This window comes from Candidatus Dadabacteria bacterium (genome assembly GCA_026705445.1).
GTDB lineage: Bacteria > Desulfobacterota_D > UBA1144 > Nemesobacterales > Nemesobacteraceae > Nemesobacter.
Map to the genome: position 1 here is coordinate 1 of JAPPAR010000021.1, position 15,794 is coordinate 15,794.

General features: G+C 47.9%; 13 protein-coding genes and 1 other RNA gene. 4 read left to right on the forward strand and 10 right to left on the reverse strand.

What is annotated here, in order from left to right; translation table 11 throughout:
* Nucleotides 1–67: 67 nt before the first annotated feature.
* Nucleotides 68–1,126 carry a M42 family peptidase gene (locus OXG75_05230; GenBank protein ID MCY3625375.1) on the forward strand — a complete coding sequence of 353 codons (1,059 nt, stop codon included), beginning with the start codon at nt 68–70 and terminating at the stop codon, nt 1,124–1,126.
* Nucleotides 1,123–1,470 (forward strand): hypothetical protein, encoded by a 348-nt coding sequence (locus OXG75_05235; GenBank protein MCY3625376.1) that lies wholly within the window; start codon nt 1,123–1,125, stop codon nt 1,468–1,470. The genes OXG75_05230 and OXG75_05235 overlap by 4 nt, the downstream gene beginning before the upstream one ends.
* 57 nt (nt 1,471–1,527) lie before the next feature.
* Here OXG75_05235 and OXG75_05240 read toward each other — a convergent pair whose 3' ends face one another.
* From OXG75_05240 to ptsP, 3 genes are all read right to left on the reverse strand, one after another.
* On the reverse strand, nt 1,528–2,823 hold the full coding sequence (locus OXG75_05240) for a citrate synthase (GenBank protein ID MCY3625377.1): 1,296 nt from the start codon (nt 2,821–2,823) through the stop codon (nt 1,528–1,530).
* Nucleotides 2,824–2,982: 159 nt separating this feature from the next.
* Entirely contained in the window at nt 2,983–3,909 is a 927-nt protein-coding gene (locus OXG75_05245; GenBank protein ID MCY3625378.1) for a site-2 protease family protein, read from the reverse strand.
* Between the two features lie 2 nt (nt 3,910–3,911).
* On the reverse strand, nt 3,912–6,206 hold the full coding sequence (ptsP, locus tag OXG75_05250) for a phosphoenolpyruvate--protein phosphotransferase (protein MCY3625379.1): 2,295 nt from the start codon (nt 6,204–6,206) through the stop codon (nt 3,912–3,914).
* Between the two features lie 136 nt (nt 6,207–6,342).
* On the opposite strand from ptsP, the gene OXG75_05255 reads away from it, so the two are divergent.
* Entirely contained in the window at nt 6,343–7,752 is a 1,410-nt protein-coding gene (locus tag OXG75_05255) for an FAD-dependent oxidoreductase (protein ID MCY3625380.1), read from the forward strand.
* 66 nt (nt 7,753–7,818) lie between these two features.
* On the opposite strand, the gene OXG75_05260 is transcribed toward OXG75_05255, so the two are convergent.
* From OXG75_05260 to OXG75_05270, 3 genes are all read right to left on the reverse strand, one after another.
* Nucleotides 7,819–9,819, reverse strand: a complete 2,001-nt coding sequence (locus OXG75_05260; protein ID MCY3625381.1) for an RNB domain-containing ribonuclease — start codon at nt 9,817–9,819, stop codon at nt 7,819–7,821.
* A 17-nt stretch (nt 9,820–9,836) separates the two neighbouring features.
* On the reverse strand, nt 9,837–11,411 hold the full coding sequence (locus tag OXG75_05265) for a CTP synthase (protein ID MCY3625382.1): 1,575 nt from the start codon (nt 11,409–11,411) through the stop codon (nt 9,837–9,839).
* Between the two features lie 249 nt (nt 11,412–11,660).
* Nucleotides 11,661–12,254, reverse strand: coding sequence for an XTP/dITP diphosphatase (locus tag OXG75_05270; GenBank protein MCY3625383.1), 594 nt, complete (start codon nt 12,252–12,254; stop codon nt 11,661–11,663).
* A gap of 323 nt (nt 12,255–12,577) precedes the next feature.
* Between OXG75_05270 and OXG75_05275 the strand changes: the two genes are divergently transcribed.
* Nucleotides 12,578–12,937 (forward strand): STAS domain-containing protein, encoded by a 360-nt coding sequence (locus OXG75_05275; protein MCY3625384.1) that lies wholly within the window; start codon nt 12,578–12,580, stop codon nt 12,935–12,937.
* 140 nt (nt 12,938–13,077) lie between these two features.
* Here the strand turns inward: OXG75_05275 and ssrA are convergent.
* The 4 genes from ssrA to alr all read right to left on the reverse strand — a co-directional run bounded on the left by ssrA (nt 13,078) and on the right by alr (nt 15,511).
* Nucleotides 13,078–13,428, reverse strand: a transfer-messenger RNA (tmRNA) gene (gene ssrA / locus OXG75_05280).
* Nucleotides 13,429–13,437: 9 nt separating this feature from the next.
* Nucleotides 13,438–13,893 (reverse strand): SsrA-binding protein SmpB, encoded by a 456-nt coding sequence (gene smpB / locus OXG75_05285; GenBank protein ID MCY3625385.1) that lies wholly within the window; start codon nt 13,891–13,893, stop codon nt 13,438–13,440.
* 44 nt (nt 13,894–13,937) lie between these two features.
* A complete protein-coding gene (gene dtd / locus OXG75_05290; protein ID MCY3625386.1) occupies nt 13,938–14,387 on the reverse strand; it encodes a D-aminoacyl-tRNA deacylase in 450 nt (149 codons plus the stop codon).
* Between the two features lie 35 nt (nt 14,388–14,422).
* On the reverse strand, nt 14,423–15,511 hold the full coding sequence (gene alr, locus OXG75_05295; protein MCY3625387.1) for an alanine racemase: 1,089 nt from the start codon (nt 15,509–15,511) through the stop codon (nt 14,423–14,425).
* Between the last annotated feature and the right edge of the window lie 283 nt (nt 15,512–15,794).

The following is a 15,794-nucleotide window of genomic DNA, read 5'->3' on the forward strand; positions in this document are numbered from 1 at the left end:
TAAATTCGATTTTGTTTGTTTCGCTCGATTTAAGCTTTAGAATGGTACTGGTTATAATCAGCCCGTTATGGACATAAAACTCTTAAAGAAGCTCTGCGACACTCCAGGAATGCCCGGGGACGAGGGCCTAGTTAAGTCGATTCTGCTTGAGGAAATAAAAAAATTCTCAGAAGACATCACCGAAGATGTTCTCGGAAACATAATCGCCCGTATCCCGGGAGACGGTCCCACTTTTGTTCTTGACGCTCACATGGACGAAGTGGGATTCATGGTACACCATATAGATAACAGAGGGTTTTTGAGGGTAACCCCGCTTGGGGGAATGGACGCCCGGGTTTTTTACGGGCAGCGTCTGGTGGTTTGGGGAAAAGAACCTCTAAAAGGAGTGGTGGCAGCGGTTCCGCCACACGTGACCAGAAGCAGTGGAGGCGCCAAGGAGGTTCCTGAAATTGAGGACTGCGCGGTCGATCTTGGGCTCAGCCCTGAAAAAGTCGCCGGTCTCGTAGAAATAGGGGACATGGTGTCGTTTGACACTTCCCTTGATGAAACCGGAGATTCCGTGATCTCAAAGGCTCTTGACGACAGGATGGGTCTTTTCGTCATAATCGAGGCTCTCAGGAAAACTCCGAATCCGGGCTGCAACCTCATAGTCACCTTTACCGTTCAGGAAGAAGTAGGGCTTCGCGGAGCGCGGGTTATAACACCGGTTTACGAACCGGATTTCGCCGTCGCTCTTGAAGGCACCGTGGCAATGGACATACCGGGGGTCTCGGAAAGCAAATCCTTTGCCAATATCGGCAAGGGACCCGAAATTAGACTCTCAGACAGGTTCCTGGTGGCACACAGGCCATTTAGCTTTTTTATAAAGGAACTCGCGGAGAAAAACAAGATCCCTTACCAGATAACTGTAAAAAAGGCTGGGAGCACAAACGCAACCGCCATGCAGGTCACGGGAAAGGGAACCAGGGCAGCCGTCCTGTCGGTTCCGACAAGGTATCTTCACAGCCCGAGTTCCATCGCCTATAAAAGCGATATCGCCCACACAATAGATCTGGTTTCATGCCTGCTCAGGAAGATAGGGAAATTCAGCCCCTCAAACCAGTATCAAGGTAATCAGCAACAATGATGGAAGAGCTGCTCCGCGTATTCGAGGAAATCGCTAAGGAAAATTTCCCCGAACTTGATCTTGAAAAGTTCTCTCTAGTGCTTCGTGAAGAGATAAAAAAGAAAAAATACGATCTTCAGGACGAAACCCTGCTCGAAACGGCCCTTCGGGATGAAAGAGAGACTTTCAAAGACTCTTTTCTGGAAATGCTTGAGGAAAGAGCGGCGCACGAGGGCGGCGGTAAAGCATTTATTCTGTCGGAGAGAGGCCGCGACGAAGCCATCTCAATCCTGACAACCAACACCGAGCACACAATCGACTACTATTATAACACGATAATAGGAAAGCACTTCTCGGCAAGCTGAGCGTCTCTCCACCCCCTTTCCCCGTTTTTTTCTCAACCGTTATTTGCGCCAACAGAATTACTTCTTGCGCCTTCTGCTCATCGCCACGTATTTTCTGTTATCTTCCCCTAGGTAAACCTGCCTGGGCCTCGCGATTCTGGTTTCGGGGTCGTTCAGCATCTCAAGCCACTGGGCAAGCCATCCTGCCATTCTCGCTATGGCGAAAAGAACAGTAAACATGCTCGTGGGAAGACCTATGCTCTGGTATATGAGTCCGGAGTAGAAATCAACGTTCGGATAAAGCCTTCTTCTTACGAAATAGTCGTCTTCAAGGGCGATTCTCTCAAGCTCAAGCGCTATGTCAAGCAGCGGATTTTTCCCGGTAACTTCAAACACATCGTGGGCTATGTCCTTTATTATCGCCGCTCTCGGGTCATAAGCCTTGTACACCCTGTGTCCGAAGCCCATGAGCCTGAATTCTCCTTTCTTGGCCCTTTCTATATACTGAGGGATCTTGTCAATTGAACCTATGTCGGCAAGCATCTCAAGCACCGCCTCGTTCGCTCCACCGTGAAGAGGACCGTACAGGGCGGCAATCGCCGCGGCGGCCGCGGAGTAAGGATCCGGATGAGAGCTTGCGACGTTTCTCATCGCGCTTGCGCTGCAGTTCTGTTCGTGGTCGGCATGGAGGATGAAAAGAACATCTATAGCCTTTTCTATCGCCGGATTCGGCTCATACTTGGTCTCGGTCATCTTGAACATCATTGAAAGGAAATTCCCGGCGTAGCTGAGTTCGTTGTCGGGATAGACGTAGGGAAGACCCATGATATGCCTGTAGGAAAATCCAGCTATGGTCGGCGTCTTCGCTATAAGCCTTCTCATCTCAAGTTTCTGCACGTCGGTATCAAATATGTCTTTTGCATCCGGATAGAAGGTCGAGAGGGCTCCGACGGTCGCAAGAAGCATGCCCATCGGGTGCGCGTCGTAGCGGAATCCATCCATGAGCTTCCTTATGTTTTCATGCACGTAGGTGTGATGCGTTATGTCGTGAACCCAGCTGTCATATTGCGATTTGTTAGGCAGCTCACCGTGAATAAGGAGATAGGCAACTTCGAGGAAGTTACTTTTTTTCGCCAGCTCTTCTATCGGGTACCCCCTGTATCTCAGGATCCCCTTTTCTCCGTCAATGAAGGTAACCTTGCTTTTGCACGAAGCCGTATTCCCGAAAGCCGGGTCGTAACTCATCATGCCAAAATCTTCGTCCTTAACCCTTATCTGGCGAAGGTCAGTGGCCCTTATGGTGTCGTTGTCTATAGCAAGTTCGTATGTTTTACCTGTCCTGTTATCCTTTACAGACAAAGTATTCTTCGACATTTGTGAATCTCCTCGTAGTAGTGAAGTTGTTTAAATCAAGTTGTCGGTCGGATTGGATTCCCGTATGTGAACCACCCTCTTTTTCACTCCAACACCCTAAGAGTCAATCCAACCTATCAGGGTGATTGTAACAGATTCTTTAACTAAACGCAAAACGACCTAACCGAACTCCACGATACTGATGGGAACAGGGGTAAAACAGGAAATAAAAATAAGCAGTGAGAGAAAAGCAAGCGCTTTTCTTCCGGCACCGATCTCGGCATCACTCGATATGGTCGGCGGATGGGATGTGCCGAGCACTAAAAGCAGTATCGCCCAGAAAAGCCAGCCGACCCAACCCTCAAACATAAGCCACTCAGGAAGAATGCCAAGCACCCACAAGCCCAGATAATCCGCAAAGTCCATCAGAGGTACCGTTCCCACTCCCATTATTGCAAGGAAAATAACCGTAGCAGCCGATATAGCTTTATGCCACTCCGCCGGGAAGACGCAGTATACAAGATGCCCTCCGTCAAGCTGCCCAGCGGGCATGAGATTCAAGACGGTTACGAAAAGGCCTATCCACCCCGCAAATGCAACGGGGTGCAGCAGAATTTCGTATCCCTGGGCGACTTCCCCGATAGCCATTTTTGAGAAAAGGGCAAATACGAGAGAATTGCCAAGAGACATGGCCGCCTGCATCTCAGAGATCCTCTCAGAATCCAAAGCGACCACTTCCGAGAAAAGCAGCCCGACAAACAGGACCGGAAGAGCTACTATCACCCCGGCTATGGGACCAGCGATCCCTATGTCGAAAAGTTCCCTTCGGCCGCGTATCCGAGACTTTATCCTTATAAACGCCCCGAACGTCCCTATGGGGGAGAGGAAGGGAGGAGCAGGAATAAACCAGGGAAGAGTTATGGAAACGCCGTATTTCCTGCCGTAAAAGTAATGACCCATTTCATGGGCTCCAAGAATGGCGACCAGAGAAAGCGAGAAAAGAACGCCCCCCGTATAAGTCCCGCTTATCATGTAGCCGGAAAGAAAAGTCGTGGCCGCCGTGAGAATAAAAAGCACCAGCGGAATAAGGATAGATCTTTTGATCATGGCTACTCTACTTCGAGCAACATCGGGTTTATGGAGTTAAGGACATCCTTTAAGTATCTCTCTATGTCGGACTCCTTTGAGAGCAGCAACAGGTCGGACCTTATTTCCTCAAGCATCCGCTCAGAAAGCCTGTCCGAAAGAAATTTCACATAAGGAAACCGAAGCGGAGAAACGCTCAGATGACGGTAACCAAGAGCCAATATAAGGAGTGTACCGGAAGGAACTCCCGCTATTTCTCCACATATTGAAAGCTCCTTTCCGCTTGAGAGAACCTGCTCTCTTGTAAAATCCAGCATTCTCACCACGGAAGGATGAAAAGCCGAGTAAAGATGTCCAACCGCGTTTGAATTTCTATCCACCGCAAGCAGGTACTGTATGAGGTCGTTTGTTCCAATGGAAACAAAATCTATTAAGTCCGCGTAATCACCGAACTGATACACAAGCGCCGGAACTTCCATCATTATTCCAAGCTTCGGTATATCATGTCGGTGAAGACTGACTTCGGCAGACAGTTCCTCAATTATCTGCGCCGCGGTCTCAACCTCCCAGACATTTGATACCATAGGCAGAAGAATCTTGAAATTCCCCCCTTTCTTCGCCGCGAGCAAAATGGATTTCACCTGATCCCTGAAAAGATCAAGATACTCCATTGAAAAGCGGATCGAGCGAAGGCCAAGAAGGGGGTTCTCTTCTTTGGGCATGTTGAGATAGGAAAGTATCTTGTCAGAACCCACGTCCAGGGTCCTAATGGTCACTCCATCCTCAAAATTAGCTGAGATCTCCTTGTATATCTTTAGCTGGGACCTTACACTGGGCCACTTCTTAAACCGCGCGAAGGCAAACTCCGTTCTGAAAAGTCCCGCTCTCTTAATGCCGTAACGCTTGGCCACCTCGGCATCGGCCGGAATTCCGACATTCGCCGTTATTTTGACGTCAAGACCGGTGCTGGTACTTTTTTCGGCTTCAGTCTCTATGAAGCTGCGGAGTTCAACGGCTTTTTGGTGCATGGACAGATACTCATCCTTAAGCACCTGGTCGGGGTTTGTGAAAATGAAACCGCTTCTCCCGTCAACTATCATATCCTCCCCGGGATGTATCAGATTCACGATGTTGTCTATGCCGACAACTACCGGAATCCCAAGCGATTTCGCTATTATGACCGCGTGCGAGGTCTCTCCGCCTTTTTCAAGGACTATTCCCCCCACCTCCCCTTCAGCAGCCGTGACAAAAGAAACGCCTATCTCTCTTGCCACAAGTATCAAGGGCTCTCCGTCGGCGGAAGCGGAAATATTCTCGTCCTTTGAACTGGTAAGATCCCGGAGCATTCTCTCACCTATATCTCTGAAATCGTAGGCCCTCTCCCTCATATAAGAATCCGGCAAGGATTCAAAACGTGATGCCTGGGTTTCGAGATACTCAACCACCGCAGCCTCGGCCGGAACCCTCTTTTCATCTATGAGTTCGCCAGTCCCTTTCTCCATGTCGCGGCTATCCACTATCATCAGATGCGAACGGAAAATATCCACTTCGTTTTTCGAGAGCTTCCCTTCAGAATCCATTTTTTTAATAGTCTTCTTAAGGTCTTGCGATATATTCTTTATAGAATTTCTAACTCTTCTCTTCTCGATTCCTGGAGTACGGGCCGTCATCTCCATAGTGGACATCTGGCGGAAAAGCCCGCGGAATGTAACCGCCTTGCCCACAGCCACCCCTTCAGAAACTCCTTTTCCCTGGTAGCTCCTCGTCTCGTGCTTTACCATGGACGGGGGTTTCAGCCGGTCCAGGGTGTTTGCGACTTCAAGAACCCCGGCAAGTCGTAGTGCTATTATCTGAAAAAGAGTCTGCTCGGCCGGGGTTATCTGCATGGGGGTTTTGTTCTGCCCGACAAGCACCCCGACACACACGTCGTGAAGCATTATGGGAACGCCCATGTAACTTTCGTATTCCTCTTCGCCTATTTCGGGAAAATATCTGTAATTGGGATGCTTAGAAGCCGGCATGGCCACCAAAGAAACTTTCGTTTTATGAACCATCCCGGTAAGACCTTCATCCGAGCGCAGAAAGATATCACTTCTCGGTTTAACCTGAAGGCCCCTGTTAGCCGCGAGCCTGAGAACTTCTCTTGAATCATCCCAGACGTATATGGAAACGACATCGTAGTGAAGGGAGGAAGAAATTTTTCTGACCACCCTACCCAAAACGGTGTTAAGACCCACGGACTTGTTGATCAAGTCGCTTATCTCATGAACCACCTTGAGATGAAAATGCTCCGGTTCAGTACGCTCTTTAGCAATCATAGGGTCACTCCGCCACACACAAATAAGTTAGTATTATACCATCATCAGACCCTGTTAGCGGAAAAAGGAGCATCTAAGAATTCCCTACCACGAACCTAAAAGATAAAGAAGAAAAAGCTTTCTCGGCAATAGATTTATGAAATATTGTATATATACTTCCCACGCCATGAGTCTCGAAACAATAAAAGTTGCCATAGTCGGATCGGGACCCGCAGCTTTCTACGCAGCCGACCACCTGCAGAAGAAACTCGGCGACCGCGTGTTCATAGACATGTTCGAAAAACTCCCGACTCCCCACGGTCTCGTGAGAAGCGGGGTAGCTCCGGACCACCAGAAAATAAAAAGCGTAGCCAGAGTTTATGATAAAATCGCATCCAATCCTCAATTCAGATTTTTCGGACTTGTAGAGTTCGGAAAACACTTAAGGCTTGAGGACCTGCGCAGTCGTTACCACCAAATAGTTTTCGCAACAGGGGCCCAGACCGACAGAAAAATGGGAATACCGGGAGAGGGCATAATCGGAAGCCACACGGCAACGGAGTTTGTAGGCTGGTACAACTCCCACCCGGATCACATGGGCCTTGGTTTTGACTTTTCAGGGAAAAGAGTCGTCATAGTCGGAGTCGGGAACGTCGCGGTGGATGTTGCGAGAATTCTTTCCCTCACAAGAAGCGAAATGGAAAAAACGGATATCGCAGACTATGCACTTGAGGAACTGGCCAAAAGCGGAATAAGGGAAATACACATGCTTGGAAGAAGAGGCCCCGCGCAGGCGGCCTTCACTAACCCAGAGCTGCGGGAACTTGAGAATCTTGAGGATGCGGATCTCCTTACCCTGGCAAACGAAGCGGAGCCCGATTCCCTTACGCTCGAGGAGCTTGAGCGTAAACCGAACAGGACAGCCCAGACGAAAATAGAGCTTATAAAAAAAGCTTCCGAAAGAGTTCCCTCCAAATCAAAGAAAATAGTCATAAGATTCTTGGTTTCTCCGATAGAAATAATTGCCGGAGAAGACAACAGAGTAAAAAGCGTGAAAGTCGTGAAAAACAGGCTTTACAAATCCGATGATGGCTCCCTTCGGCCCAAACCCACGGACGAGACCGAAGAGATTCCCACCGATCTGGTTTTTCGCTCCGTCGGGTACCGGGGAATACCTCTTCGGGACGTACCGTTTGATGACAGTTCGGGGGTAATCCCCAGCGAAAAAGGAAGAGTACTTGACAAAACGGGCGGCAATCCGATTACGGGACTCTACACCACAGGGTGGATAAAACGCGGACCGACTGGAGTTATCGGTACGAACAAGGCCGACTCCGGCGAAACCGTAAGCTGCATGATCGAGGACATCGAGAGGGGAAATACGCTGCGTCCCGAACTCGCCTCGGATGAGAGCATAAAGGAACTGCTCGAAGAAAAACATATTTCCTACAATGAATGGCTGCGGGTTGACTGGTTTGAGAAGAAAGAAGGCGAAAAAAAGGGGAGGCCAAGAGTAAAGGTCACGGGGCTTGAAGAAATTCTCGAAATTCTTCAAAAAAAGCACTGAAGAGGGCGGTCTTTCCCACTTCGACGGCATATGCTTGTTTGAACTTGGGTTCCGGCAAACCGAAAGCTACGTCGGACTCACGCGTATCCTTCTTCTAAGAGGATCGGTCCCCCAGATTGAGAGGGAAAGCTCACTCCCTATATCAAAAACCCTGCCGCCTGAGTTAGAAAGCGGAAGTTCGATCAGAAACTCCGGGATATAGACGTTAAACCCGCTATATCCCCTGGAACTTACGTAGCCGGTCGCCCCTTTTATATCCTTTTCCAGAAGATAGCGTATAAGCCAGTACCTGTGTCTGCCTCTCTGCGCGTTTTTTATTTCCCTAGTGGCAAGACTCACATGCGTGTTTGTGGCTTCAAGCTCGCTTTCTGAGTAGCAAATCCTCTGTTCCTCAAGCCAGGATATAAGCTGACGCTGCATAAGAAGGTCTGTGTACCTTCTTATCGGAGAAGTCATCTGCACGTAGCAGGAAACTCCCAGGGACTTATGGACTTCGGGAGCAAAGGCAACAAAAGAAGGTTTTAGGTGCTTTGCTACCTTTACCGGGAAAAGGACGTCTTCGGGGTCAAGTTCCCTGGCTTCAGGCTCAATATCCTGGGTCTGAGAACGGAAGAGTGCCGGAATTCCGTTTTTATCGAAAAAATCTGCCGAAAGCCGGTTCATAAGTATCATGCATTCGGAAACGACATTGTGGGCGGGAGAATCCATGTAATCTTTGCTGACTGAAATTCCATCTTGGTCTCCAATCCTGATCTTGAGTTCCGGAAGCTGCACTATCAAGGCTCCCTTGTTGATTCTCTCTGCTCTGAGTGAATCAGTGAGAGACACAAGGAATTCTCCCCATTGTGTGTTGCGCAACATTTCAGTCGCTTCGGCGTAGGTAAGATTCTTCGAAATCCTTATGACCGTCGCCTCAAAGCTATAATCGATCAAAGTAAAGCCCTCTCTTTTAAAAGTGGCGAAAAGAGAAAGCGCAGGTTGGAGGTCGTCGGCAGTAAGGCTGAGTTTCTTGTTCACAAGATCCTTGGGAAACATATCCACGCGTCCCTCAGGAAAATAAACCGTCTCAGCGCGATCAAGGGCCCCCTGATCAATAAAACTTCCCCTGCTCACAATATGGGCGACATTCGAGATGTGGACTCCCAGAATGATCTGATCCCCGTGCGTTTCAAACGAAATGGCGTCATCAATGTCTTGGGTTGTCTCACTATCAACTGAAAAAACTTCAAGATCCGTTCTGTCGGTAAGGCTTGCAAAATCTTCCCCAGCGCTCAAAATAGCTTCCGCCTCTTCAAGCGCTCTTTGGGAGTGTCTGAAATGAAAAGCGATTTTTTTTGATTCCGGGTCATCGTCTTTCTTCCAGAAACCCGTTTTTATAAGAAATTCAACCGCCGACTCCACCTCCTTAAGCCCCGCTTCATAAAGAAACCCCTTGGCTTCCTTGGCCCGTTCATAACCGTCAAGATCAATGACGTACCGTTCGATGAGTTCAAGAAACTCACCGTGGGTCTCATCAACCACCGGAGGAGCTTCTCCACTTATAACAGAACGCACCCAGCTTACGGCGGCCTGCGCTTTTTGTTCTCTTTCTTCTCTGAGTTCAAGGACACGAAGTGTCTTGGAAACGTCCTCCCGCGAGCGAACGAGATAGCCGTTTTCGCTTCTTGCAAGGTAGACAGTGTTTTTATCCACGGCCCAAAAAAGCAGAAACCTCTGCTCCAAAGAAACCTGCTCTGCCCCCGAATATAGCTCCAGTATCTCCTCAAAGCTCACGGTTTCCTGCTCCTCCACAACACACTCCCACAGCGTTTCCATATCAACGGAGTCTTTTTTCTCCTCAAGTTCTCTTCTCCATTTTCTCATTTCGAGTTTCTTCTCAGAGTCGGTGAGGGTTTCGGGAACGGTTATTCCGGTTAACAGTACGACTTTTTTCGGTTCAACCGAGTAACGCTTTCCATCTTCTGAGAGAACAGAGAGTTTGTCGGGATGGGCGTAGAGGACCACTCCCAGGGCAGGCTCCCTTCTTTTTCTGTAGGCAATAAGTTCGTTTATACTGGGGAGATTCATCGAATGGAGCAATTCGATCAGGTAAGAGAATCCTTGTAGCGAAGCGCCCCTCTTATGAAATCTTTGAAAAGCGGGTGGGCACTGAGGGGCTTTGACTTGAATTCAGGGTGGAACTGACAGCCGACAAACCAAGGATGATCCTTAAGTTCCATGATTTCAACCAGATTTCCATCTGGCGAGAGGCCGCAAAGAACCATTCCATTTGACTCAAGAATTTCTCTGTAACCGTTGTTCACTTCAAACCGGTGGCGGTGTCTTTCGGAAATCTCTGAGGTCCCGTAGATGCTACTAGTCAAGGTCTCGGGCTTTATGACGCAGGGGTAAGCCCCAAGTCTCATTGTCCCGCCCATTTCACTTATGTTCTTTTGCGATTCCATTATGTCTATAACCGGGTTCTGGGTATCGCCGTTGTTCTCAGTCGTATCCGCGTCATTTATGCCACACACGTTCCTTGAAAATTCAATAACGGCAAGCTGCATGCCGTAGCAAATTCCGAAAAAGGGAATCTGATTTTCCCTTGCATATTTTGTGGCGTCTACTTTGCCGTCAATCCCCCTCTCCCCGAATCCTCCGGGGACAAGTATTCCGTGAACATCGGAGAAATAGTTGTCCGGAGACATGCCGTCCATTTTTTCTGAATTCACGTATTTTATTTCAACGGCTGAGTCGTTGGCTAAACCACCGTGGTAAAGGGCCTCGTGGAGGCTCTTGTAAGCGTCTCCGTGTGAAACATATTTTCCGACAACGGCTATGCGCACCGTTTCTTTCATGTTCTTTACCCTTTGAATGAGTTCCTCCCACTCCCCCATGTCTGGTTTCTTGGTCCACATACCAAGATATTCAATGATTATCTCGGCCAATCCTTCTTTCTTATACATAAGCGGAACTTCATATATGTGCTCAACATCCTTGGCCGTAATCACGGCTTTTTGCTCGATGTTACAGAAAAGGGCTATTTTTCTTTTAACCTCTTCGGGAAGAAACTTATCCTCGGTGCGGCACAGGAGTATGTCGGGCTGAATCCCTATCTGGAGAAGTTCCTTTACGCTGTGCTGCGTAGGCTTTGTTTTCAATTCTCCGGCCGCGGCAACATAGGGAACGTATGTAAGATGTATGAAAAGCGTGTTCTTCTTGCCGAGATCCGACCTCAACTGCCTTACCGCCTCAAGAAAAGGAAGACTCTCTATGTCTCCCACGGTACCGCCGATCTCGACTATAATGACGTCGTTGCCATCCTCAAGGGCAAGCACGCGGGATTTTATCTCATCAGTTATATGAGGGATTACCTGGACTGTTTTGCCGAGGAATTTCCCCTCTCTTTCCTTGGAAATAACGGAATCGTAGACTTTGCCGCTTGTGAGATTGTTTTTCTTGCCAAGCTGAGCTTTGGTAAATCTTTCGTAATGGCCGAGATCAAGATCTGTTTCCGCTCCGTCATCGGTAACAAAGACCTCCCCATGCTCAAAAGGGTTCATCGTGCCCGGATCGACATTTATGTAGGGATCAAGCTTCTGAAGGGTGACTCGAAGACCACAACATTCAAGAAGGAATCCTATTGAGGAAGCGGAGATACCCTTTCCCAGGGAAGACATAACTCCGCCGGTAACAAAAATAAATTTTGCGCTTTTCACGCAGAAACCCCTTTATCAAGTTAAAGCAGTCGCAATAAACAAAGGTCGGAATCTAAATATATTCAATTGGGAAGCAGCTTACAATTAAAAACGAAAATTTCACATAATCTGGCAAGACAAAATTGGAAAAATTCTTATACTCCATAGACCATCTAAGCATTCAGAAAGTAAGGAAAGATATGAAGAAACAAAGGCAGGTTGTTAAAACACCTATTTAAAATTCGAAAAATATGACAGAAGCTTTTCTGAGGCAATAGCCCTGTGACTTATTCTGTTTTTTATGTCGGGGCCGAGTTCAGCCATGGTCTTTCCGTATTGAGAAACATAGAAAACCGGGTCATAACCAAAACCACTCTGGCCTCTTTTCTCCTGAATAATCTGTCCGTGGCACTCACCTTCAAAAAATTCCTGTGTACCACCCGCAAGAACTAAAGCAATACAGCAGACAAATCTTGCATTCCTGTTTTTCTCTCCTTTAAGTTCATAGAGTAGTTTCTCGTTGTTTTCATTATCCGAGGACCCTTCCCCGGCGTACCTTGCCGAATAAATCCCCGGAGCTCCCCCAAGAGCGTCTACAACCAAGCCTGAGTCATCCCCCATAGCGTCCATCCCAAGAAAATCAGAGGTTGTTTTCGCCTTGATAAAAGCGTTCTCCCTGAAAGAAAGACCCGTTTCCTTTATCTCGGGAACCTCATCAAAATCCGCTAGAGAAAGGATCTCATTGTAGCCGTCAGCAAGAATTGATCTGAATTCTCTCAGTTTCCCCTTGTTTCTTGTGGCAATTACGATAGTTTTGCGCTTCATTGTTTCACAAATTTATAGAAACCATATCTAAAAAGGTAGACATAATACTTATAGATAAGTATGACGACAATTTTTAAAACTGGGAATCACATAAAAGGTCGTCAAGACACTCTGTGACCCGACGCACAAATTGGGGTAGATTAGCAGTCCACTCCTCAGAGATTCCAAGAGTCTTCCCCAGAAAGCACCTGTTTTTAGCATCCAAGAAGACCGTTACGTAACTCCCTGTGTTAATTAGCAATCATCAACTTTCAGATAATTAAGCATATAGTCTTCCATCTTGATTGCAGTGCTTTAGTCAGATAGATTGCTGTTAGGGAAGAATGGTCATTCAAAACAATCAAGTCAGGTTGCAGGCCGATCATATCAAAGGGATCTTGGTAATAAGTGCAGCCGGTCAAGTTCACGGCATGAACGCGCGGCAATTCCACGATAACCTGTACAATGAAATTATTGCCCTTGGCAATTTTGTAGTTCTGGATCTTGAAAAGCTGTCCTACATCAATAGTGCGGGATTGCGTTCAATTCTGATTGTTGCAAAAACACTCCAAGGTAAAAATACGAGATTCGCATTGTGTTCCTTGTCTGATTCCGTAAAAGAGGTCTTCAAGATCGCAGGTTTTGACAAAATCATTGAGGTGTTCGAATCTCGTTCCGATGCTATAGCTACAATAACAGATTAAAACGACGCATTACGAAGAAGCAGTCGCTAAATCCTCGGAGTTTAGAGGCATATACCCCGTCTGCGTGTGGGGTATAAAGGGGCTTAATCTTTATTTATTTCCTAAGAATTCTTTATTTTGAGGTAGTTATAGAAATAAGATGGTGGAGGCGCCGGGAATCGAACCCGGGTCCGGAAAAAGTTTCACTAGGCTTCTACATGCTTATCCTGTCTTTTGAATCAGACGGCAAAATCACCGGCAGGCAGGTTTTTCACCGCAGTCCCGAGTAAAATCTCGCTGGCAAGCGCCCCGGGAATCACGTACCAGCCATCCCGCTTGAATTACGCCTCAGAAAGCCCAGCGGGCATGACGTTCTGAGACGTCGCAGTTCTTTTAGGCTGCGAGTGCGTTAATTGGTTCGGCACTTATCGTGCTTGATCAGTTTTACGAGTTAACCAAGCTCGGCATGCGGCACAAGCTTCCCTGTTTCCCGTCGAAGCCGAATCGCCCCCGTGTCTAAGTTATGAACGTTTCAAAGATCGTCTAACGGCTTTCTGCATATCCCTTTGGGCCTCGCGACGCTTGATATCCTCTCTTTTATCTCTCGTCTTCTTACCTTTGGCAAGGGCCAGTTCGAGTTTTGCAATACCGTTTTTAAAATAAATCCTTAGAGGAATTAAAGTGTAACCTCTAATGCTGGTTTTTCCAATCAGCTTCCTTATCTCGTGGGAGTTCAGCAGAAGCTTTCTCTCCCTAGTCGGTTCATGGTTAAGCCCGCTGGCGGCATCATAAGGAGCTATGTAGCAGTTAACAAGTCTGGCTTCGCCCTCTCTTATGAGAGCAAAGCTTTCCTTGACGCTGGCGTTTCCGTTTCTAAGGGATTTAACCTCGGAGCCCTTGAGGACCAGACCCGCTTCGTACTTCTCCTCAAATATATAATCCCTGTGAGCGGTAGGGTGATTGCACACGGTCTTCATCTACCCTAATAATAATCCGCCGCAACAAAATAACCAGTATGCACTCAGAAATCCTTGGAACTGTCAATAAGAAGCGTGACTGGACCGTTGTTCGCTATATGAACATCCATTGTTGCCCCGAAAACGCCGGTTCTAACCGGAATTCCACGTTCCGTGACCTCAGCAATGAAAAGTTCATAGCACCGCCTTGCAAAATCTCCACCAGCGGCTCGCGTGTAAGAAGGTCTTCTGCCCTTTCTGCAATCACCGTAGAGGGTAAACTGGGAGATAGCCAAGATTTCTCCTCCCGTATCCTTAATACTCAGATTCATTTTGCCCGAGGAATCCTCAAATATTCTTAGACCAGCTATCTTCTCCGCAACATACGCAATGTCTTTTTCCGAGTCATCTTTCTCAACTCCGATAAGAACTACCATTCCCGGGCCGATGCTGCCGACTACATTTCCGTCTACGCTAACTGATGCTTTGGTTACCCTCTGTATAACGGTTCTCATTGCAGATTTTCTTCAGACCAACTAATAGAGACGAATCATACGTAACGCCTCGGAACCCTCGGCGAAATCCGTGATAAGAGTTCGTAAGGTATGGTTTGGGCCCAGGAAGAGACATCCTCAACGCTCACGAGCCCATCTCCGAAAAGCACCGCTTCGTCTCCAACACAGATACCTGGAATGTCCGTTACATCGACCATGATAAAATCCATGCAGACGGACCCTATAAGCGGAGCGAGTTTCCCGCCGAGAGAAACTTCCGCCTTGTTTGAAAGGGCTCTGGGATAGCCATCCGCATACCCAATCGGAAGGGTTGCGACCAGTGTTTCTCTGCTGGTAACGAAAGTTCCTCCGTAACTGACCGGAGTGCCCGGGGGAACTTCCCTGAGCTGCACTACCCTTGTTTTGAGTTTCATAACGGGCCTTAGGCCAACCTCTCCCATGTCGCCTGAACCGTAAAGCATTATCCCAGGTCTTACGATATCCATGTGAGAATCCGGAAATCTCTGAATGGAGGCGCTGTTTGCGGAATGGGCGTAGCGGTATTTAACTCCCAGTTCGTCAAGAAAAAAAAGGCCCTCGCGGAAAACCCCGAGCTGATAATCCGTATAGTCGCTTTGGTGAATCTCAGAGGAAGCAAGATGCGTGAAAACACCCTCAAGCATTACTCCGGGAAGTTTGGCAGCCGAAGCGAAAAAAGATTCTATGTCGCCTACTCCCACTCCGAGCCTGGTCATCCCCGTATCGACTTTCAGGTGATAACCGACTGTTTTTCCACACTCAACAGCGGCTCGAGAAATAGCTTCGAGCACATTGATGGAATAGCACGCCGGAGTAAGCGTGTTCTCCGCCACTACACCGGCTTCGCTGGGATCAATCCCTCCAAGAAGAAATATTTCGTTTTTTATTCCGGCTTCCCTAAGTTCCATCGCCTCCGGTACGGTGGCTACCCCTAACATATCCGCTCCATTACTAAGGGCAGCATCGCTTAACCTTACAGCACCGTGCCCGTAAGCGTTGGCTTTGACAATTGCCATAATACGGACATTCTCCCCCACAATTCTTCTTACTTCGCCAAGATTTGATTTAAAAGAATCGAGACTGATTTCAGCCCAAGTAGGTCTCATCGCCTGGAAATTTCTCCAAAAGCTGAGGGAGGAAGTTCATTCGAACTACCTGTTTGCCGGTTCCGTATTTTCCCCGGTCAGCTAGAATGGAAATTATACCAGTCCCTGAATCAAGTTTCAGTCCTATCTCACACAAAAAACCAAAAAGACCGTACTTGTGCAAGAGAATTGCCAGAGGACTTGACCGCTGTTCTTTATAGTACGCAGTGGATATCCGGGGGCCTGCACTTCTAGGAGGTTATCGGTCACCTTAGACCGAAACGCCAGTTTCATCAGAGGTTCC